The organism is Lentzea sp. HUAS12 (assembly GCF_024125735.1).
Classification (GTDB): domain Bacteria; phylum Actinomycetota; class Actinomycetes; order Mycobacteriales; family Pseudonocardiaceae; genus Lentzea; species Lentzea albida.
Window position 1 is genome coordinate 3,493,161 of sequence record NZ_CP099738.1, and the last position, 19,510, is coordinate 3,512,670.

Sequence of the window (19,510 nt, forward strand, 5' to 3'; positions counted from 1 at the left end):
GAATGCCCCGTCCAAGCGTCGAAGCCGAACGCAAGGCGCAGATCCTCGCGTCGACCTGCAAGGTGATCGCGGCCGAGGGCTTCCGCCACCTCCGGGTGTCCGACGTTGCCAAGGACGCCGGCGTCTCGGGTGGCACGGTCCACTACTACTTCGAGACCAAGCGCGAACTCACCGACGCGGCCTTCGAGCACTGCTTCGAGGTCTCGGTGACCCGCCGCCGCTGGATCCTCGAGTCCGACGAGCCCCCGCTGACCCGCCTGCGCATGGTCGTCGAGTCGTACCTCCCCGAAGGCGCCGAGACCGTCGAGGCGTGGAAGGTCTGGGTGGAGCTCTGGGTCGAGGCCATCCGCAACCCGGAACTGCAGGAGCTCAACGAGCGCTTCTACGGCGAGTGGCGCGACATAGTGGCGAGCATCTTCCGCGCGGGCCAGGCCTCCGGCGACATCACGGCGTCCGGCGACCCGGTCGAACTCGCGAACATGTTGGTCAGCATGCTCGACGGGCTGGCTTTGCAGGTGCTGGCCGGCTCGCAGGCCATGACGGTCGACACCATGCGCACCATCTGCCTGCGGTTCGTCGACCAGCTCTCCACGGCGTCCGTCGCCTGACGCTTCCCAAGGCCGTTCTGTTGCGGTTCGCGCCCCTGGATTCGCGTGACCTCGCTCATCCGGGTCAATTCAGGGTTGGTCCCGATGCAACAGATCGCGCGGAATGGGCATCCTGGGTACATGACCACGACAGTTGCTTTGAGCAGGCCCAGGACCAACCGGATGATCGCGGGTGTCTGCGCGGGGCTCTCCCAGCGCTGGGGGATGAAGGCGGGCACCGTGCGCCTTCTGTTCCTGCTGTCCTGCCTTCTGCCCGGACCGCAGTTCGTCGTCTACCTCGTGCTTTGGGTGATCATGCCCGACCGCGGCTACTGACCAGCCGCAGGAACGCCTCCCACGCTGCCGGCTCGACCGGCACGTGGGCGGCGGGCGCCTTGGAGTCCCGGATGCCGACGCCACGGCCGATCTCGACGCAATCAGAGCCGGTCGCGCTGTAGCTGCTCTTCCGCCACTCGGTCATCCGAGCCTCCTCAGGACACGATGCTGGTGATCAACTCCCGTGATTCTTCCCTACCCAGGGCAACACGGTCCATCGTCTTCACCGCAGTTTGGTAGAGGCCGGTAGATGCCTTGTCATCGAGGAACAACGCCGAGTTCAAGCTTCCTTCGAAGACGACCGGCTCGTACTTCTCGAACTTCAAGAGCGTGAAGTCGCCGCTGATCGCGCGTCCTGCGGGCAGGACCCGCACGGTGATGTACGGGCGAATCAACATCCGCAGCAGCTCATGCAGCTGTTCCCTCATCACGTCCGCGTTGCCCACCTGTGCGTGCAGGACCGGTTCGTACACGTAGAAGACGAACTTCCTGTGTCCTGCCACGATGGTTCGCCTCTCCATCCTCGCGGCCACCCAGTTCGGCACTTCCTCAGCCTCGATGAAGGGCGAGTCCTCGGCGATGGCGCGGGCGTACTGCTCGATCTGCAGCAGACCCGGCAGGTAGAGCGAGCTCCAGTGCACGATCTCCTTCGCCATCCGTTCGTGCTGGATCAGGGTCCGGACATGGGGAGGCAATGCAGAGTTGTAGAGCTGCAGCCAACCCCTCTCCCGCGACTCCAGGAAAAGGCGCTTCAGGTACTGGAAGTCGTCCGGCTTGACGCCGCACACGCCGAGCAGGAAAGCGAGTTCCTCGAGGGAGCTGCCGCCCTTGCCGTTCACCAGGTCCGACAGCTTGGCGTGTTCCCAGCCGAGCTTCCTGGCGAGCTCGGCCTCCTTGAGACCGGTTCTGGCGATCATGACTCGGAGGGCTTCGCCGAACTCGCGACCCAGCACAGTGGACACTCTTTTTGGCATGCGGGCGAAGCTAGCGCCGCCGCTCCACCCGCCTCCATCACTTCGGCCCCGAATTGACTCGAAAGAAGCAGGCGTAGAAGGGTTCTACGACCTCACCGGTTCTCCTCCACCGGTATCCCGGCCAACTCCTCCGTCAGACTCGTGAACGACTCAGGCTCCACCCGGAACCACCCGTCGAACGGCTGCGTCATCCCCACGCACAACACGCACACGAACGACAGGAGAGCCGCGGTCAGGCTCATCTGCAGGATGTGCCGCTTCCGCGAGGTGAACCCGATCAGCAACGGGAACACGATCATCGCCACGGCCCCCGCGATCGTCCCGAACAGCATGATCTTGCCGGTGTTGTCGAGCCCGCCGGCCGAGTCGAGGCGGTCGCGGCGCAGATCCGTCACTTCGCGCAACGCCTGCAGAGACCGTTCGCGCGCGCTCTTCACCTCGTCCGGGGTGGCGGGCAGCGACACGATCTCGGCGTGCAGGGCGTTCAGGGCCACGCCGGTCGAGGCGTCGGACTCGCCGAGGGCGAGCAGTGGCCATTCCTTGTCCGCCACCAGTTTCGGGTACTCGGTGAGCAGGGAGCGGATGTGGTCGCGCTGGGGCTGGGGCATGGCGGCGGTCTGCCAGTAGACGTCGGCGACGGCGGCGGCCTCGCGGGAGGCGTTGTCCTCGGCGGAGCCGCCCTCCTCCCAGACGATCACCATGTAGAAGGCCAGGGCGACGATGAACAGGCCGCTGATCACCGCGCCGAGGAAGCCGCGGGAGTCCGCGTCCTTGTCGTCGGCCTGGTCGTGGGCGCGGGAGGCCCCGAACAGGAGGCAGGCGACGGCGGTGACGACCACCGAGGCGAGGACGATGACCAGCGCGCTCCACATGGCCTCCATCTCCCCACAGCCGGCACCGTTTCACCACCAACACCACGCTTCCCGGCACTGTTCTGCGCTCGACAAGACCAACGGGGCCATGATCGGGCACACAGCACGTCCACATCGGTCCCGCGCGAGGGAGCCGTTGACACGAACAGGGAAACCGACCCCGGAGATCCTGAACGGAGAGTGAGCACGGCGTGATCAACGGGCGGTGACAAGCGCGCGGAAGCGTGCCAACCTGTGCGCCGACCCGACCGGAAGGCGTGGCATGCGTGTACCGATCCTCATCGCCGTCGTGGTGCTGCTCCCGTTGTTCACGCCGGGGCCGGTCGCCGCGGCCGAGGTGTGGCGCACGCAGTTCGACGAGGCGGTGTACGGCGACGTCGTGGTCGTCGGCAACTCCGTCCTCACCTGTCCGACGCCCGGGCAGGCCGGGCACCACCCCAAGTACCCGCCGCAGTCCTGTGTGGACGCGTTGGACCGCAAGGGAAGCGGTCCTTCCGCGCTCAACAACGGCCACCGCATGATGTGGAACGACGTCGACGGCGACGCGACCACGTTCAACTCCTCCAGCGCCGAGCTCACGATCCCGGCCGGTGCGACGATCGCGTACGCCAAGCTCGGCTGGGCGGGCAGCGCCACCTGCCACGACGCCGTCGACCCACCGGGCACGCCCCGGGATCCGGTCGTCCTCAACGGCACCCGCGTCACCCCCGGCGAGTTCGTCATCGACAGCCCGGACGACCTCTCCCACACCGACAACGCCTTCTACAGCGCCGAAGCCGACGTGACCCGCGCGCTCACGAGCGGCACCGTCACGGTCGGAAACGTCTGGGCGCCGCAAGGGTTCGACTGCTTCGGCGGCTGGTCGCTGACGGTCGTGTGGAAGTTCGCCGACGCCACCGCCGCCGCCCCCGCGAAGCGCCACGTCGCGGTCCACGGCGGTCACGTCCGCCTCCCCACGCGGAAACCCGTGCTGACGACACCGATCGCGCCGACCCACCCCGCCGGTGGGGTCGTCCGGGTGGGCTTCACCGCCTACGAGGGCGACTGGGCCACGGACGGCGACCAGATGCTCGTCAACGGCACGTCGATCGGCGGGCGCAACGCGTTCGTGTCGTCCGCACAGGGTGCTGAGCACCTCAACAACATGAGCGTCGACGCGCGCACGGTGACCCTCGACGAGAACGTGCTGAAGCCCGGCACCAAGAGCGCCGAGCTGGGCTTCAAGAGAGCGGACGACGCGTTTCTGGTCCAAAGCGTCACGTGGTCGTTCCCGCTGCCCGAACTCACCCTCGCCGTCGCCCCGGAGAAACCCGCCGCCCACGCGAAGGACGTCGTCACCCAGACGGCCACGGTCACCAACGCCGGCGACGCACCGGCCGCGGACGTGACGGTGTGCGGCAATCCGATCGGCACGATCGCGCCACACGCCACCGCAACACACACGTGCGAGTCCACGGCGGCCGACGACGACTACCTGACGACCGTCGCGGCCACCGGCACGAGTCTCGCGGGCGATCCGCTGTCCGTGCGGAAGGAGTCGGCCGTCGACGTGCTGCGCCCGGCGTTGAGCGCGGCCGCCCCGGCCGAACCGAAGACCGCGCTCCCCGGCCAGGCCGTCGAGTTCACGACGACCGTCACGAACACCGGCGACACCCCGCTCTTCGGCCTGGCCGCGCGGGCGAACGGCGAGTGCGACGCCATGCAGGGCCAGCTCGATCCCGGCGCCACGGCCGCGGTCGACTGCACTGTCCCCGCGGGCGACGAGAGCGGCGCGCTCACCTCCACCGTCACCGCGGCCGACAGGCTCGGCGGCAAGGTCGAGGCGTCGGCGTCCGTGCAGGTCCAGGTCGTCTACCCGCGACTGTCGATCAGCGCGGCCTGGTCGAAGGACCGCGCGGCCGAAGGCGAACCGGTGGTCGTCACGGTCACGGTCGGCAACCTGTCGGAGGTGCCGATCGCCGACGTCCGCGTCGAGGGCGAGCCTGCGGCGTGCCGGCGGACGTTCCCGGTGCTGGAGCCCCGTCAGCGCGTCACCTACACCTGCCAGGTCCTCGCCCCGGTCAACTCCCGCCTGACGGTGTCCGGCGCGGGTGCGGGCGGGGCGGTCAGCGTGAGCGCGGTCGTCCGGATCGAGTCGGCGAGCGCCCCGGTGCCGCCCGCACCCGAGCCGCCGGTGACGAACCCCGGTGTGCCGGAACCCCCGCGCAAGGTCGCGCACGTCGAGCAGGTGTCGAAACCGGCGGTCGGCGGAGTGGCGGCGGTGATCGGGATGCTCGGCATGGCGGTCGTCGCGAGCGCCCTGTCCGGAGGTGGGCGCCGCTGAACGTGAAGATCCACCCACTGGATGGAAACGGACGTGTTGCTTCGCAGCCGAATGAGGTAAAAGGGCCTCATGGAAATCACCGCCTTCCTGGAACGCAAGCTGGCCCGCCGGTTCCGCACGTACGACACCGACGGCGACGGGTTCATCGAGCGGGAGGACTTCACCCAGGCGGGCGAGCGCACGACGAAAGCTTTCGGCCTGGCGGCCGATGACCCGAAAGCCGTCCGGTTCCACGACGAGCTCTTAGGTCTGTGGGAGCACCTGGTGTCGGTGACCGACAAGGACAGCGACGGCCGGATCAGCGTCGACGAGTACCGGACGGCGTTCGCGAACGGGATGCTGGAGACGCCCGAGTCGTTCGACAAGGGCTACCTGCCGTTCCTCGACGCCGTGATGGCGGTCGCGGACGGTGACGGCGACGGGAAGCTCACGGTCGAGGAGCACGTCAAGTGGACCGGCGCGCTGATGGGGCTGTCGGAACGCGACGCGCGCGGCATCCACGACCTGCTGTCCGACGAGGACGGACTGCTGTCCACACAGGCCCTGCTGGCGGCGATCCGGGAGTTCTACTTCTCCGAGGACCCCGCCGAGGCCGGCAACTGGCTGCTGGGGTCGTTGGACTGACGTGCTGCTCAAGACGCTGCAGGAGCACGCGGCACGGGCTCAGCCTGCCGCGCACGTCGAAGAGGCGGGCGGCTGGTGGTTGCGGCACTCCCCCGGTGACGCCTGGTGGGTGAGCGCGGTGCTGCCGCACGACCGCGAGGACCGTGTGGCCGTCGCCGAGGAGTTCTGCGCCGAGCGCGGGTCCGGGGTGCGGTTCCAGATCACGCCGGGCGTGTGCGCCGACGACCTCGATCGGACGCTCGGCGACAGGGGGTACGCACGCGGTCACGACATGTCGCTGCAGATCGCCTCGACCGCCGACGTGCTGCGCCAGTCGCACGCCGACGCGGGTGAGGTGGCGCCCCGGCCGACGGACGAGTGGCTGGCGGCGTGGCAGGCCGTGACCACCCGGGACGTGAGCGCCGAACGCGACCTGCTCAGCCGCGTGGAGCACCCCAGCGCGTACGCGTACGCGGAGGTGGACGGCCAGGTGGTGGCCGTCGGACGCGTGGTGGCCGAGGACGGGTGGGCCGGGGTGTTCGGCATGGCGACGCTGCCGCACGCACGCGGTCAAGGCGCCGCACGGTCCGTGCTCGCCGCCTTAGCGTCGTGGGCGGCCGCGCGCGAGGCGAACCACATGTACCTGCAGATGGAGAAAGCGAACACCACGGCGTTCCGGCTGTACGAACGCACGGGGTTCCGCGAGGTCTGCACCTACCACTACCGGATTCGTGCGTAACCGATCAGGAATCAAGAAGGCAGGAGCCGCGCCTCCGAGTTAGTTTTGCGCCATGACCAGGACAGCGGCGGCGCACGATGCCGACACCCACGACCTGATCCGCGTGCAGGGCGCGCGGGTCAACAACCTGCGCGACGTCGACGTCGAGATCCCGAAGCGCCGCCTGACGGTCTTCACCGGCGTTTCCGGGTCCGGCAAGAGCTCGCTCGTGTTCGGCACGATCGCCGCGGAGTCGCAGCGGCTGATCAACGAGACCTACAGCGCGTTCATCCAGGGCTTCATGCCCACGCTGCCGCGTCCCGAGGTGTACCTGCTGGAGGGCATCACCACGGCGATCCTGGTCGACCAGCAGCGGATGGGCGCCGACCCGCGCTCGACCGTCGGCACCGCGACCGACGTGAACGCCATGCTGCGCATCCTGTTCAGCCGCCTCGGCGCGCCGCACATCGGCGGCCCGCAGGCGTTCTCGTTCAACGTCGCCTCGATCTCCGGCGCGGGCGCCGTGACGATCGAGAAGGGCGGTCAGAAGGTCAAGGAGCGCCGCGAGTTCTCGATCACGGGCGGCATGTGCCCGAGGTGCGAGGGGCGCGGCAAGGTCTCCGACCTCGACATGACCGAGATCTACGACGAGTCGAAGTCGATCCTCGAGGGCGCCATCAAGGTGCCCGGCTACAACGTCGACAACCAGTGGACCGTGCAGACGTTCGCGCAGTCCGGATTCCTCGACCCGGCCAAGCCGATCCGCAAGTACACCAAGAAGGAACTGCACGACTTCCTCTACCGGGACCCGGTCAAGATCAAGGTCAACGGCATCAACCTGACCTACGAGGGCCTGATCCCGAAGCTGCAGAAGTCCATGCTGTCGAAGGACCGCGAGGCGCTGCAGCCGCACATCCGCGCGTTCGTGGACCGCGCGGCGACGTTCGGCACGTGCCCCGACTGCGACGGCACCCGCCTGACCGAGGCGGCGCGGTCGTCCAAGATCAAGGGCGTCTCGATCGCGGACCTGTGCGACATGCAGATCACCGACCTCGCGGACTGGATCCGCGGGGTGAAGGACAAGTCCGTCGCGCCGCTGATCGAGAAGCTGGCGCACACGCTCGACTCGTTCGTCGAGATCGGCCTCGGCTACCTGTCGCTCAACCGGCCGGCGGGCACGCTGTCCGGCGGTGAGGCGCAGCGCGTCAAGATGATCCGGCACCTCGGCTCGGCCCTGACCGACGTGACGTACGTGTTCGACGAGCCGACGATCGGCCTGCACCCGCACGACATCCAGCGCATGAACAACCTGCTGCTCCGGTTGCGGGACAAGGGGAACACCGTCCTCGTCGTCGAGCACAAGCCCGAGACGATCGCGATCGCCGACCACGTCGTCGACCTCGGTCCGGGCGCCGGGCGGGGCGGCGGCACGATCTGCTTCGAAGGCTCGCTGGAGGGGCTGCGCAAGTCGGACACGGTGACCGGCCGCCACCTCGACGACCGCGCGTCGCTGAAGCCGTCGGTGCGGGACAGGACCGGCGTTCTGGAGATCCGCGGGGCGTCCGCGAACAACCTGCGCGACGTCGACGTGGACATCCCGCTCGGCGTGCTGACCGTCGTCACGGGGGTGGCGGGGTCGGGCAAGTCGTCGCTGATCCACCAGTCGCTCCCGAAGGACTCGGGGGCGATCGTGGTCGACCAGACGCCGATCAAGGGTTCGCGCCGCTCCAACCCCGCGACCTACACCGGGCTGCTGGAGCCGATCCGCAAGGCGTTCGCCAAGGCCAACGGCGTGAAGCCCGCGTTGTTCAGCGCGAACTCCGAGGGCGCCTGCCCGAACTGCAACGGCGCCGGCGTGGTCTTCACCGACCTCGGCATCATGGCGACGATCGAGTCGCCGTGCGACGTCTGCGAGGGCAAGCGGTTCGACCAGGCGGTGCTGGAGTTCAAGTTCGGCGGCCGCGACATCTCCGAGGTCCTCGCGATGCCCGTCGCCGAGGCGGTCGAGTTCTTCGGCTCGGGTGAGGCCCGCACCCCCGCGGCGCACGCGATCCTGGAGCGCTTGAAGGACGTCGGCCTCGGCTACCTGTCGCTGGGCCAGCCCCTGACCACGCTGTCCGGCGGTGAGCGGCAGCGCCTGAAGCTCGCCACGCACATGGCGGACAAGGGTGGGATCTACGTCCTCGACGAGCCCACGACCGGCCTGCACCTCGCGGACGTCGAACAGCTCCTCGGCTTGCTCGACCGCCTGGTCGAGTCGGGCAAGTCGGTGATCGTGATCGAGCACCACCAGGCCGTGATGGCGCACGCCGACTGGATCATCGACCTGGGCCCCGGTGCCGGCCACGACGGCGGCAAGGTCGTGTTCGAGGGCACCCCCGCCGACCTGGTGGCGGACCGCTCGACGCTGACCGGCGAGCACCTCGCGGACTACGTGGGTGCCCCGGCGCGACGCAAGAAGCGGTGAGCGGGTAACAAGGGAGCATGAAAATCACGCCGTTCCTGGATCGCAGGCTCAGTCGCAGGTTCGCCACCTACGACAGCGACCAGGACGGGTTCGTCGAGCGCTCCGACTTCGACCTGGCGAGCGCCCGGCTGACCGAGGCCTTCGGCCTCACCCCCGACGACGTGCCCGCCAAGCGGTTCCACGAGCAGTTGCTCAGCGTCTGGGGTCACCTCGCCGCCATGACGGACACGAACGACGACGAGCGGATCAGCCTGGCCGAGTACAAGTCGGCGTTCGTGCGGGGCCTGCTGGGACGGCCCGAGGCGTTCGACGACGTCTACGTGCCGTACCTGGACGCGCTGCTGGCCGTCGCCGACCACGACGGCGACGGCTACCTGGGCGTCGAGGAGCACGTCCTGTGGTCGCTCGCGTTGATGAACGTGCCGGAGGCCGACGCGCGGGCGGCGCACGCCCGGCTCGACCACGACGGTGACGGTCTGATCGGGACCGAGGACCTGCTGGCGGCGTTGCGGGCCTACTACTTCTCGGAGGACGCGGACGGGCCGGGGGCGTGGCTGCTGGGGCCGCTCTAGCCCTCAGCGACCTGCTTGATGGACGCGGCCTCGGTCTCGACGTACCGCTGCGTCATCTTTTTGGTGAGCAGCCAGCCGAGGCCCGCCAGCGGCCCCTCGACGGTCAGCGAGAGGGTGAGCTTCGTGCCCTCCGGGTGCGGTTCGACCAGGTGCGTGGCGACGACGGTGACGCCGGGCGACTTCGACTCCCAGGTGTAGGACACGCCCTCGGTCAGCTCGGTGACCGTCCAGATCGCCTCGGACAGCCTGGGCTGCTTGAGCTTCGTCCTCGCTCCGACGGCGAGCGGTCCGGCGTCGAGGCGCTCCACGGAGTCGACGGTCGGGATCCGCTCGGGCCAGCGTTCTACGTCGGCGACCACCGCCCAGACCCGCTCCGGAGGGGCCGCGATCGTGCTGGTGTTCCGCAGGCCTGGCATGGTCGCGATTCTAGAACCGCGCGTCGATCTCATCGAGGGCCGCGACCGCGAGTTCCCGGGCCGCCTTGCGGGGTGAAGGCTGGTCGACGACCTGCGCGACGAGCCGGCGCATGGTCGCGCCGATCTTCGCGAACGCCGACTCGGCCGTGGGGTCGACGTCGCCGAAGAGGGTCCACCACCACCAGGAGTTCGTGGCGGAGTTGGCGATGACGTCCGGGATGACCAGCGCGTCGACGTGGGCGTCCGCGGTGATGGGCATGTTGGCGGCCTCGACGACCAGCTTCGCGGTGACCCTGCCCGCGTTCGCGGCGTTGATGGCGTAGCTCGTGGCGGCGGGCACGAGGACGTCCGCCTCGACGTCGAGCCACGCGTCGCGGTCGAGCCGCCGGTCCTGCGGGCGCAGCTTCGCGCGGTCGATGCCGCCGTGCGCATCTCGGGACAGCAGGAGGGTTTCGACGTCGAGGCCGGCGGGGTTGGCGACGACGCCGTGGACGTCCGCGAGACCGACGACCCTGACCCCGGCCTTGGCGAGGTAGCGCGCGGTGGCGCCGCCCATGGAGCCGAAGCCCTGCACGAACGCGGTGGGGTTGCTCAGGCCGAGGTGCTCGATGCCGGCCAGCGCGGCCTGCGCGACGCCGTAGCCGCCGACCAGTTCGTCGAGGCCGATGCCGTCGACGGTGGTCCTGAACGCCTCCGCGAGGCGTTCGCGGGCCTTCCGCTCGTCGTCCAGGAGCGGGTAGACGGCCTGGATGGACGACTGGAGGCCGATCTCCGCGATGGCCTCGTCGATGGCGGACTGCCGCAGCCCCAGGTCCTCCCCCATGGTCCAGAACCGTTCGACGTAGGGCGACATGGCGTACAGGTAGGCGGTGAGGACCTGTTTCGCGCGCGGGTCGTAGGGGTCGAAGTCGATACCGCCCTTGGCGCCGCCCAGCGGGACGTACCGCGCCTCGGGGTCGTAGTTGAGGGCCTCCTTGGCGGTCATGCCCTCGGCCAGTCCGCGCACCTCGTCGAGCGTGCAGCCCGCGCGCATGCGCAGTCCCCCGCTGCTCACCCCGCGCACCAGCCGGTCGATGACGAGGAACCCGCGCGCTCCCGTGGCCGGATCGGTCCACGTGACCTCGAGAAAGCTCATCCGTCAGTCAATCACCTCGACATCTGGAGGAGGAACTCGGCGTTGCTCCGCGTCTTGCGCAGTCCGTCGACGACGACGTCGATCTCGCGGTCGGCCATCGCCCGCCTGAGGGCGTCCGTGATGGCCAGTTCCTGTGGTGAGACCAGCAGTTCCGCCTTGCGCGTGCTGGACTGCTGCAGGTCGATCGCGGGGTAGACCCGCCGCTGCGCCGCCCTGCGGTCGAGCTTGAGCTCGGCGTTGCCGGTGCTCTTGAGCTCCTCGAAGATCGCCGTGTCGGCCAGCGACCCGGTCTCCACGAGAGCCGTGGCGAAGATCGTGAGGCTGCCGCCGTCCTCGATGTTGCGCGCGGCCCCGAGGAACTGCTTCGGCGGCGTCAGCGCCCTGGCGTCGATGCCACCGCTGAGGATGCGACCGCCGTTGGGCTGGGCGAGGTTGTAGGCCCGCCCGAGCCGGGTCAGCGAGTCGAGCAGGATCACCACGTCCTGCCCCTCCTCGACGAGCCTCTTGGCCCGCTCCACGGCGAGCTCGGCGACCCGGATGTGCTCGTTCGGGTGCTCGTCGAACGTCGAGGTGAACATCTCGCCGGGAATGGTCGTGCGCATGTCGGTGACCTCCTCGGGCCGTTCACCGACGAGCGCGACGATGAGGTGGACCTCGGGGCTGTTCTTGGCGATCGCCTGCGCGATCTGTTGCAGCACAATGGTCTTGCCGGCCTTGGGCGGCGCCACGACGAGCGCCCGCTGCCCCTTGCCGACCGGCATGACGAGGTCGATCGCCCGGCTCGTCAGCTCGTCCGGGTCGTGCTCCAGCCGCAGCCTCTCGTTGGGGTAGAGCGGGGTGAGGTCCTCGAACCTGGCCCGCCGGTGCGGCTTGCGCCCGTTGACCGTGTCGACGCTCGTGAGCCTGTCGTTCTCGGCCTCACCGCTGATCTGGTCGCCGCGGCGCAGGTCGTGCTGCCGGACGAGACTCTGCGGAACCTGAGGTCCGTCAACGAGAAATGCCTTGTTGTTGCGTATGTCGAGTACACCGATGTGCATCGGTCTGTCCTTTCGGGAGGGTTGCTTCAGGTGCGCCTCGTCGACTCCGCGCGCAGGCCGTGGCCGTGCCGGAGGAGAGCGCTGGATCTGCGTCCGCCAGCTTTCAGAAACTGGTGGGGTGTGCGCTGCGGATCTCGGATGGTCCAGCAGCGGGATCGGAACTTACGTGCGCCGTGCGCACCGCCGGTTACGAACGGACTGTAGCAGACAACACCGGACCCGCGCTCGTTATTCCGGACACGACGAGCGCGTCGACCGCCAGCACCCCGTCCGGCCCCACCCGCACGGGGTTCAGCTCGATCTCGGCGAGGTCCGGCCTGGCCGCCAGCGTCTGCGAGACCTGCGCGATCACCTCGGCCAGTGCCGCGACGTCGGGTGCGGGAGCACCGCGCCAGCCCTCCAGGAGCGGGGCCGAGACGAGGCGCCCCAGCATGTCCCGCGCGGTGGCGGGTGTGACGGGCGCGAGTTCGACGACGGTGTCCCTGAACAGCTCCGCGTGGACGCCTCCCGCGCCCACCAGCACCACCGGGCCGAACGAGTCGTCGTGCCGGGCGCCGATGATCAGCTCCACGGTGTGCTCGCGCGTGTCCATCTCTTCGAGCACGTACGTGCCGGGGCCCAGGCGTGCCCGCATCTCCTCGAAGGCGGCCGCCGGGTTCGTGACGTTCGTCTTGACGGCGTCGTGCTCGCTCTTGTGGGTCAGCCAGTCGGCCTTGAGCGCGAACGGGCCCTTCAGGGTGGTCGCCTCGACGTCGGCGGTCGTGGTGACGGCGTGGGCCTGCGGGAAGTCCACGAAGTTCAGGAGTTCGCGGGCGGCCAGGTAGCCGGGATGGAAGGGGCCGGTCGTCGCGGCCCGCGGCGCCACCTCGGGGGAGCTTCCGGACAGGCGGCTCGCGTGGCCCACTGACGCCATCGCGCGTTCGATCGTGTGCTGCACCGGTACGCCGCCCGCTCGTAAGGCGCGCACCGCGGCGGAGTCGTCGCGCATGCTGTGCACCACTACGGTGACGCCGGATCTTCGTGCCAGCGCGCAGATCTGGTCGGCGACGGCCACCTCCAGCGCCTCCAGGGACGGCGTGTCCTCGCCGTAGCTGCCGAAGTAGCCGGACAGGACGACCGCGTCGACCTCGCCCCCGCGCACGAGGACCTCGACCGCGCGGGCGTAGTTCGCCATGTCCCGCTCCCCCGCCCCGGCGAGGTCGATCGGGTTGCGCTTCGACGAGCCGGCGGGCAGATCGTCCACAGCGGACAGAGCGGGCACCTGCAATCCGTTCGCCACGGCCAGATCGGCCGCGATGGCGCCCTGACCGCCCGAGTCGGAGACGACGCCGACCCTGCGCCCGCGCGGTACCCCGGTGGTCAGCACGGCCGCGAGGTCGACCAGCGACGCGGGTGTCGGCACGCGGAGGGCCCCGGCCTTCCGGCAGGCCGCGTCCACCACGTCCAAAGAGGACGTCAGCGCGCCCGTGTGCGTGCGGGCGGCCTCCTGGGCGGCGACGGACGAGCCGACGGTGAGGAGCACCACGGGTTTGCCGGCCTCGCGCAGTTCCGACATGGCCGCCACGATCCCGGGCCCGAAGCTCTCCAGGTACACGCCCACGACTGTGGTCAGGTCGTGGGAGACGAGCTCCAGCAACGCTTCCGCCGCCGTCACGTCCGCCTGGTTGCCCACCGACACGAACCGCGAGACCCCGATGCCCGACGACGCCGCGAGCCCGGCGATCTCCAGGCCGACCTGCCCGCTCTGCGACACGACGCCCAGCGATCCCGCCTGGAACCGGCCCCACGCGAGGTGCAGCGACGTCGCCGCGTCGAACACGCCCAGGCAGTTCGGGCCGAGCAGCCGTGCGCCCGCCTCGCGGATCCGGCGGATGACCCGGTCGTCGATGCCGGCGGTGATGCCGACGAACCCGCGCACGCCGACGGCCAGCGCCTCGTCCACCACGGCCGGCACGTGCGCGGCGGGCACGGCGAGGACCACCAGCTCGGGAGCTTCGTCCAGTTCGGACAGTGAACGCACCGTGGGCCGCCCCAGCACGGCACCCCCGCCGCGGTTCACGAGGTGCACGGCACGGCGTTCGTGACCGGTGAGGGCGCCGCGGGCGAGCCAGTGGCCCCACTTGGCCGGGTCGTCACTGGCGCCCACCACGGCGACGGAGGCGGGGTCGGAGAAGATCATCGCGCACCCAGGCCTCTGGCGATGACGAGGCGCTGGATGTCCGAGGTGCCTTCCTCGATCTCCTCGAGCTTCGCGTCGCGCATCCAGCGTTCGACGGGGTAGTCGCGCGAATACCCGTAGCCGCCCAACGTCTGCACGGCCGCGTGCGTGCACCACATGGCGTTCTCCGACCCGACGAGCTTGGCCATCGCCGACTCCTGCGCCACGGCGTGCCCCTCGTCGTACAACGTGGCCGCGCGCACGGTCAGCAGGTGCGAGGTGTCGACGCGGGTGGCCATGTCCGCGAGCCGGAACGCCACCGCCTGGTGCCGGTGGATCGGCACCCCGAACTGCTCGCGCTGCGCCGCGTAGGCGGAGGCGAAGTCCAGTGCGGCGCGGGCGAGTCCGGTCGTGGCCGCGCCGATGAGGATCCGCGAGGCGTCGAACGTCCGCATCAGCCCGGCGAACCCCTGCCCCTCCTCGCCGAGCCGGTTGTCCACCGGCACGCGCACGTCGTCGAGGAACACCTCGGCGTTGACGATCGCCCGCTGTCCCATCTTGCGGAACGGCGGCCCGACGCGGAGCCCCGGCGCGTCCCGCGGGACGACGAAAGCCGTGACACCACGCGACCTCAGCGCCGGGTCCACCGTCGCGAAGATCACGAAGACCTCGGCGTACGGGGCGTTGGAGATCCAGGTCTTCTGTCCGTTGAGGACGTACCCGTCGCCGTCGCGTCGTGCCGACGTCCGGATGCTCGCCGCGTCCGACCCGCTGCCGGGCTCCGTCACGGCGACGGCGGTGAGCGGCGGCCGGTCCTTCGTGAGCGGCCGGAGGAACCGGTCCCGCTGCTCGGGCGTGCCGAGGTGCTCGACCGGGGCGCTGAAGAAGCCGTTGGACGTGATCAGGTTGCCGATGCCGATGTCGCCGTGGCACAGCTCCTGCTGGATCAGCACCTGCGTCAGCAGGTCCGCGCCGCCGCCACCGACCTCCGCGGGCAGCATGAACGAGGTCAGCCCGAGCGCGGACGCCTTCTCCCACAGGTCGAGCGGCGACTCGACGTCCGCCTCGTCCACGGCACGTGCCCGCGGGCGGATCTCCTCGGCGGCGAACCTCCCGGCCAGCTCGACGAGCTGGTGCTGTTCCGCCGTGAGCCGCAGGCCGTCGCGGACGGTCCGCCCCATCGTGCACCCCTAGATTGACTGACGAGTCAGTTATTCTCGGTCCAGGAGGCAGCCTAGCTCCGCCAGGAGACGAAGAAAGAGCGCGAACGGGTGACAAATCCGCTGGTGACCGGGGGTGTGTGCGATAGGTGGCGGCAGGCCCACGCGGAGTTGTCCAGAGATCGCCGAACGGTGGGTTGACACGTCCATTCGGCCGCCGTGCGGCGCGGGGGCGGTCACCACCCCGCTACCGCTCCCGCACCCAGCTCATCGCGCACACGCTGGACTCGACGGAGTCGCTGAACCCCGCTCCGGGGAACACCTGCCCGTAGGAGCGGCGGAACTCCTGACGGCTCACCACGTGCGCGTCCGCCGCCAGACTCTGCCACCGCGCGTGCCGCTTCAACCGCACGGCCGCCAGCGCGTCACCGACGGACCCGCGCGACACCCCGGCCCGGATCGCGCCACGCACGGTGCGCCCGAACCGGTAGACGCGGTAGGCCACCGGATTGGCGGCCCACGACGGAGTGTGGCGGACGACGTCGATGATCACGGCCTGCCCGCCGGGACGGACGAGCCGCCGCACGTGCGACAGGTACGCCACCGGGTCGGAACCGAGGTGGTGCAGGGTGTTGACGCTCAGCACGAGGTCGAAGACGCCGATCCGTTCCGGTGTCGCGTCCCACAGGTCGCCGACGTCGAACTTCACCGACGGGAACCGCGGCCGGGCCAGTTCGACCATGCGCGCGGAGGCGTCGACGCCGATCACCTCGGCGTACCGGTCGGTCAGCAGGTCCAGGAAACGGCCCGAGCCGCAGCCCAGGTCCACCGCCCGGCCGCCGGACGCGGGCAGCACGCTCGAGATCCAGCGGCGGAAGGGGTCCTAGGTGAGGGACGCGAACCTGTCGTACAGGTCGGCGATCGGGTCGAACGTCGCGTCGGGCATGCGGCGCACCTTCATGATCACGGGAGCGGGAACGTGATCATGGTGGTGACCGTTCCGGAACCTCGCAGTTCCAGAAAACGCGATCCACCCGGGTGGGTGACCGCTACCGCAGTGCCGCGCGCACGATCTCCATGGCCTCCTGCGACGAGAGGCCCAGTTCCGCGGACATCGCCGCGTACTGGGCCGCCGCCGCCCGCACCCGCTCGCGGTTGCTGTCGCCGTTCGCGCTGACCACGGTGCCGGCCCGGCCCCTGGTCTCGACCAGGCCGGCCTCCTCGAGTTCGCGGTAGGCGCGCGCCACGGTGTTCACGGCCAGGCCCAGGTCCTTCGCCAGGGCGCGCACCGTGGGCAGCTTCGCTCCCACCGGCAGTTCCCGGTTCGAGATGGCGTGCGCGTAGTGCACTCGCACCTGCTCGTACGGAGGAGTCTCCCCCTGGTGGTCGATCTTCACTGCGCCTGTCCTCCCCGACTTGTAGCTACTTCTGTATTGACCAACGGGAGAACGGGGCGGAGGTTGCGGTCGATTCAGCGCAGATTGTTCTTCTCGGCACCCATCTGCACGTAGAGCCTGCGCCAGCCCTGGTCGGCCTCGGTGGCGGTTTTGCCGTCGCAGTACGGCTTCGCGCCGTTCGAGGTGTAGTAGCGCAGGATCGACAACGAGACGACGGTGTCCCAGTTGCCCTCGTCGAAGTACGCCTCCCCCGGTGTCTGCTCCTGGTGCTTCATGCAGGAGATGTCGCCCTGGCGTTCGTCGTCGAACTGGGCGGTGGGCGTGCCTTCGGTGGTGCTGCACGCGGCCAGCGCGAGGGCGGTGGCGGCCAGCACGATGAGCTTCTTCATGATCCTTCTCCTTGGTCAACCGGCCAGCGCGCGCGTGGCCAGACCGATTCCGACTGCCATCACCAGTGCCGCGGTGCCGAGCGGCGTGAGGTCCGTGAGCCTGCGGAAGCGGGCCAGGCGCGGCCCGAACCGGTCCCGCAGCGAGACGAGCAGCAGGCCCGCGGCGGTCAGCGTCGCCGCCATGCCGAGGCCGTAGGCGAGCACCAGCACCACGCCGAACCAGGTGCGGCCGAGCGCGATGGCGCCCAGCAGCACGACGAGGGCGGAGGGGGACGGCACCAGGCCGCCCGCCACCCCCATTCCGACGAGCCCCGCCCGGCGGTGCCCATGACCATGTCCGTGGCCGTGTCCATGACCGTGCCCATGACCATGTCCGTGGTCGTGCCGCGTGCGACCACGTGCCAGCACCGCCGAGCGGAGCAGCACTCCTCCGATCACCGCGACCAGCAGGCCGCTCGCGATGCCGAGCCGGCGCAACACCGACTCGCCCGCGATCGCGCTGGACGCGCTGAGCAGCAGCCCCAGCACCAGTACCCCCGCCGTGTGGGTGATGGTGACCGTGGCTCCCACGAGGAATGCGTCGCGGCGGGTTCCTCGCGAACCCGCCAGGTAGGCGGCCATCACGGTCTTGCCGTGGCCGGGCAGCGCCGCGTGCGACGCCCCCAGCACCAGAGACAGCAGGACCGCACCGATTCCGACCACCGGGGTGAGATCACCCACCAGTCCGACGGCCGCCTTCGTGGCTTCACCGATGACTCCGGGCGCGGTCACGGCGGACCCCTCACCCGGTTGTGCCAGGAACCGCACCGCCCGGACGTCCAGCGGGGACGACAGCAGGTCGTCCGGGTAGGTGCGCAGTTCGTTGCTCACCGAGTCGGACGGCGCTCCCGACACCGCCATGTCGACACCGATGACGGTGATCTCGCGCCAGCCGGGCTTGTTCTCGAGGTACGAGTCGCTGAACGTCACCTCGACCTCGCCGCGCACCGGCAGCGGAGCCGTGTACTCGCACGTCAGGCGCATCGTGGGCAGGCCCGCCTCCCCCGGCGGGCGCACGACGCCGGCGTCGAGCACCTCGAACCGGAGCCGCTGCTCGTCGGCCATCGCGTCCAGCGACTTCGCGCGTTCCGCACAGCGCTTGCGGGCATCGACGAACTCCCTGTCCTGCAGGGTGGGGATCTCCGCACTGTCCACGACGGACCGCAGCTCGATCCGGTCGGGGAACACCTTCAGCCCGTCGTAGTGGTTCACGCTCAGGTTGCTCAGCGGGTGGGCCTGCGCCACCCCGCTCATCAACAGCATCCCGAACAGCACCAGCAGGAACACCCTCATCGCAGACTCCCCAGGATCGCCTCGCGGTGCCGCAGCACCTCGGGATCGCGCCAGCCCAGGGCGACGGCCCTGTCCGAGTACGGCAGCGCCTCCGCCGAACGCTTGTTGACGTGCAGGGCCCAGGAGAGGGCGTCCGCCGTGAAGACGCTCTGCCGCTTCGCCCACTCCTTCTCCGCGAACCGCAACGCCTCGGCGGGATCACCGTGGTCCGCGGCGATCAACGCCGCGGTGAGGTCGTCGCCTCCCAACGCGCGCAGCTGCTGCAACGCCAGGTCGTACTGCGCCCGCGCCTCGACGGACCTGCCCGCCTTGTCCAGTGCCCTGCCGTACTTGACGAGGTGTTCCGGCGACGGCGCTTTCGACACCAGCTCGCGGTAGGTCTCCAGTGGACGGTCGCGCCCGGCCAGTTCGTCCAGGTGCAGCCGGCAGAACTCGGCCTGGTCGGGTGTCGTCGCGGACTCCAGTGCCCGCTCCATCGCCCCGCGCGCCTCGTCCAGACGGCCGTGCAGCTCGAAGTGGTAGGCGGCTCGGGTGAACGAGGCCACGCCCGGCCGCAGGTCCAGCATGCGTTGCAGCGCGACCGAAGCACCGGTGTCGTCACCGAGCTGCGTCAGCGCGTCGACCAGCACGCCCTGCGCCGCCGCCGAGTCCGGCAGCACCGCGACCGCGCGCTGTCCCCAGTCGCGGGCGGCGGCGAACTCGTGCCGGGCGTTCGCCAGTGCTCCGCGGCCGATGAACGCCTCACCGTTGCCTTCCGGCTTGAGCCGCAACGACTCGGTGAGCGCCTTCTCGGCGCGGGGGTGGTGCTGGGGGTCGAACGTGACGCGGGCGAGCTCGACGTGCGTGGCTCCGAGCTGGGCCCACGCGGCGGCGTCCTGAGGGGTTCGGCGGAGCTTGGCCTGCAACGCCTCGGCGTTGCGCTGCAAGGAGGAGGTCTGCGTGGCGGCGGGTGTCGCCGCCTGCGGGGGAGCGCAGGCGGCGACGGCCAGAAGGGCAGCCAGCAGCGGAAGTGGTTTCCACATGTGAGGGCACCC

Annotated in this window: 20 protein-coding genes; 7 read left to right on the plus strand and 13 right to left on the minus strand. The window is 69.9% G+C overall.

The genetic code is table 11. The features are described 5' to 3' along the window. The first annotated feature begins 2 nt into the window (after positions 1-2). Both ND450_RS15330 and ND450_RS15335 read left to right on the plus strand, forming a co-directional pair. Positions 3-608, plus strand: coding sequence for a TetR/AcrR family transcriptional regulator (locus ND450_RS15330; protein ID WP_089911415.1), 606 nt, complete (start codon positions 3-5; stop codon positions 606-608). 120 nt (positions 609-728) lie between these two features. Further along, positions 729-923, plus strand: coding sequence for a PspC domain-containing protein (locus ND450_RS15335; protein WP_253326796.1), 195 nt, complete (start codon positions 729-731; stop codon positions 921-923). On the opposite strand, the gene ND450_RS15340 is transcribed toward ND450_RS15335, so the two are convergent. From ND450_RS15340 to ND450_RS15350, 3 genes are all read right to left on the minus strand, one after another. Then, a complete protein-coding gene (locus tag ND450_RS15340) occupies positions 901-1,068 on the minus strand; it encodes a DUF397 domain-containing protein (protein WP_253326797.1) in 168 nt (55 codons plus the stop codon). The genes ND450_RS15335 and ND450_RS15340 overlap by 23 nt on opposite strands. A gap of 10 nt (positions 1,069-1,078) precedes the next feature. Continuing rightward, positions 1,079-1,897: a helix-turn-helix transcriptional regulator gene (locus ND450_RS15345; RefSeq protein WP_253326798.1), complete on the minus strand. Its 819-nt coding sequence runs from the start codon at positions 1,895-1,897 to the stop codon at positions 1,079-1,081. Between the two features lie 92 nt (positions 1,898-1,989). Further along, positions 1,990-2,769, minus strand: a complete 780-nt coding sequence (locus tag ND450_RS15350; protein WP_253326799.1) for a DUF4239 domain-containing protein — start codon at positions 2,767-2,769, stop codon at positions 1,990-1,992. A 262-nt stretch (positions 2,770-3,031) separates the two neighbouring features. Here ND450_RS15350 and ND450_RS15355 point away from each other — a divergent pair, with 262 nt between their 5' ends. The 5 genes from ND450_RS15355 (at position 3,032) to ND450_RS15375 (ending at position 9,452) form a co-directional block, all read left to right on the plus strand. Continuing rightward, on the plus strand, positions 3,032-5,092 hold the full coding sequence (locus ND450_RS15355; protein ID WP_253326800.1) for a hypothetical protein: 2,061 nt from the start codon (positions 3,032-3,034) through the stop codon (positions 5,090-5,092). 69 nt (positions 5,093-5,161) lie between these two features. Then, on the plus strand, positions 5,162-5,716 hold the full coding sequence (locus ND450_RS15360) for an EF-hand domain-containing protein (protein WP_253326801.1): 555 nt from the start codon (positions 5,162-5,164) through the stop codon (positions 5,714-5,716). A gap of 1 nt (position 5,717) precedes the next feature. After that, a complete protein-coding gene (locus tag ND450_RS15365; protein ID WP_089911436.1) occupies positions 5,718-6,434 on the plus strand; it encodes a GNAT family N-acetyltransferase in 717 nt (238 codons plus the stop codon). A 52-nt stretch (positions 6,435-6,486) separates the two neighbouring features. Next, a complete protein-coding gene (locus ND450_RS15370) occupies positions 6,487-8,880 on the plus strand; it encodes an excinuclease ABC subunit UvrA (RefSeq protein ID WP_253326802.1) in 2,394 nt (797 codons plus the stop codon). A gap of 17 nt (positions 8,881-8,897) precedes the next feature. After that, positions 8,898-9,452, plus strand: a complete 555-nt coding sequence (locus tag ND450_RS15375) for an EF-hand domain-containing protein (RefSeq protein ID WP_253326803.1) — start codon at positions 8,898-8,900, stop codon at positions 9,450-9,452. On the opposite strand, the gene ND450_RS15380 is transcribed toward ND450_RS15375, so the two are convergent. The 10 genes from ND450_RS15380 to ND450_RS15425 form a co-directional block, all read right to left on the minus strand. Further along, positions 9,449-9,868, minus strand: coding sequence for an SRPBCC family protein (locus tag ND450_RS15380; protein WP_253326804.1), 420 nt, complete (start codon positions 9,866-9,868; stop codon positions 9,449-9,451). The genes ND450_RS15375 and ND450_RS15380 overlap by 4 nt on opposite strands. Before the next feature lie 10 nt (positions 9,869-9,878). Continuing rightward, complete coding sequence (locus ND450_RS15385; RefSeq protein WP_253326805.1) at positions 9,879-11,003, minus strand: Glu/Leu/Phe/Val dehydrogenase dimerization domain-containing protein; 1,125 nt, start codon at positions 11,001-11,003, stop codon at positions 9,879-9,881. An 11-nt stretch (positions 11,004-11,014) separates the two neighbouring features. Continuing rightward, positions 11,015-12,040, minus strand: a complete 1,026-nt coding sequence (rho, locus tag ND450_RS15390; protein ID WP_371927710.1) for a transcription termination factor Rho — start codon at positions 12,038-12,040, stop codon at positions 11,015-11,017. A 187-nt stretch (positions 12,041-12,227) separates the two neighbouring features. Next, positions 12,228-14,219: an acetate--CoA ligase family protein gene (locus tag ND450_RS15395; protein WP_253326806.1), complete on the minus strand. Its 1,992-nt coding sequence runs from the start codon at positions 14,217-14,219 to the stop codon at positions 12,228-12,230. Next, a complete protein-coding gene (locus ND450_RS15400; RefSeq protein ID WP_253326807.1) occupies positions 14,216-15,379 on the minus strand; it encodes an acyl-CoA dehydrogenase family protein in 1,164 nt (387 codons plus the stop codon). Before ND450_RS15400 ends, ND450_RS15395 begins: the two co-directional genes overlap by 4 nt. 226 nt (positions 15,380-15,605) lie before the next feature. Then, positions 15,606-16,214 carry a trans-aconitate 2-methyltransferase gene (locus ND450_RS15405; protein ID WP_253326808.1) on the minus strand — a complete coding sequence of 203 codons (609 nt, stop codon included), beginning with the start codon at positions 16,212-16,214 and terminating at the stop codon, positions 15,606-15,608. 193 nt (positions 16,215-16,407) lie between these two features. Further along, positions 16,408-16,755, minus strand: coding sequence for a GntR family transcriptional regulator (locus ND450_RS15410; protein WP_089911465.1), 348 nt, complete (start codon positions 16,753-16,755; stop codon positions 16,408-16,410). A 74-nt stretch (positions 16,756-16,829) separates the two neighbouring features. Further along, positions 16,830-17,144: a hypothetical protein gene (locus ND450_RS15415; protein WP_253326809.1), complete on the minus strand. Its 315-nt coding sequence runs from the start codon at positions 17,142-17,144 to the stop codon at positions 16,830-16,832. A gap of 15 nt (positions 17,145-17,159) precedes the next feature. Beyond that, positions 17,160-18,476, minus strand: coding sequence for a nickel/cobalt transporter (locus ND450_RS15420; protein WP_253326810.1), 1,317 nt, complete (start codon positions 18,474-18,476; stop codon positions 17,160-17,162). Next, positions 18,473-19,498 (minus strand): hypothetical protein, encoded by a 1,026-nt coding sequence (locus ND450_RS15425; RefSeq protein ID WP_253326811.1) that lies wholly within the window; start codon positions 19,496-19,498, stop codon positions 18,473-18,475. The genes ND450_RS15420 and ND450_RS15425 overlap by 4 nt, the downstream gene beginning before the upstream one ends. Positions 19,499-19,510 lie beyond the last annotated feature (12 nt).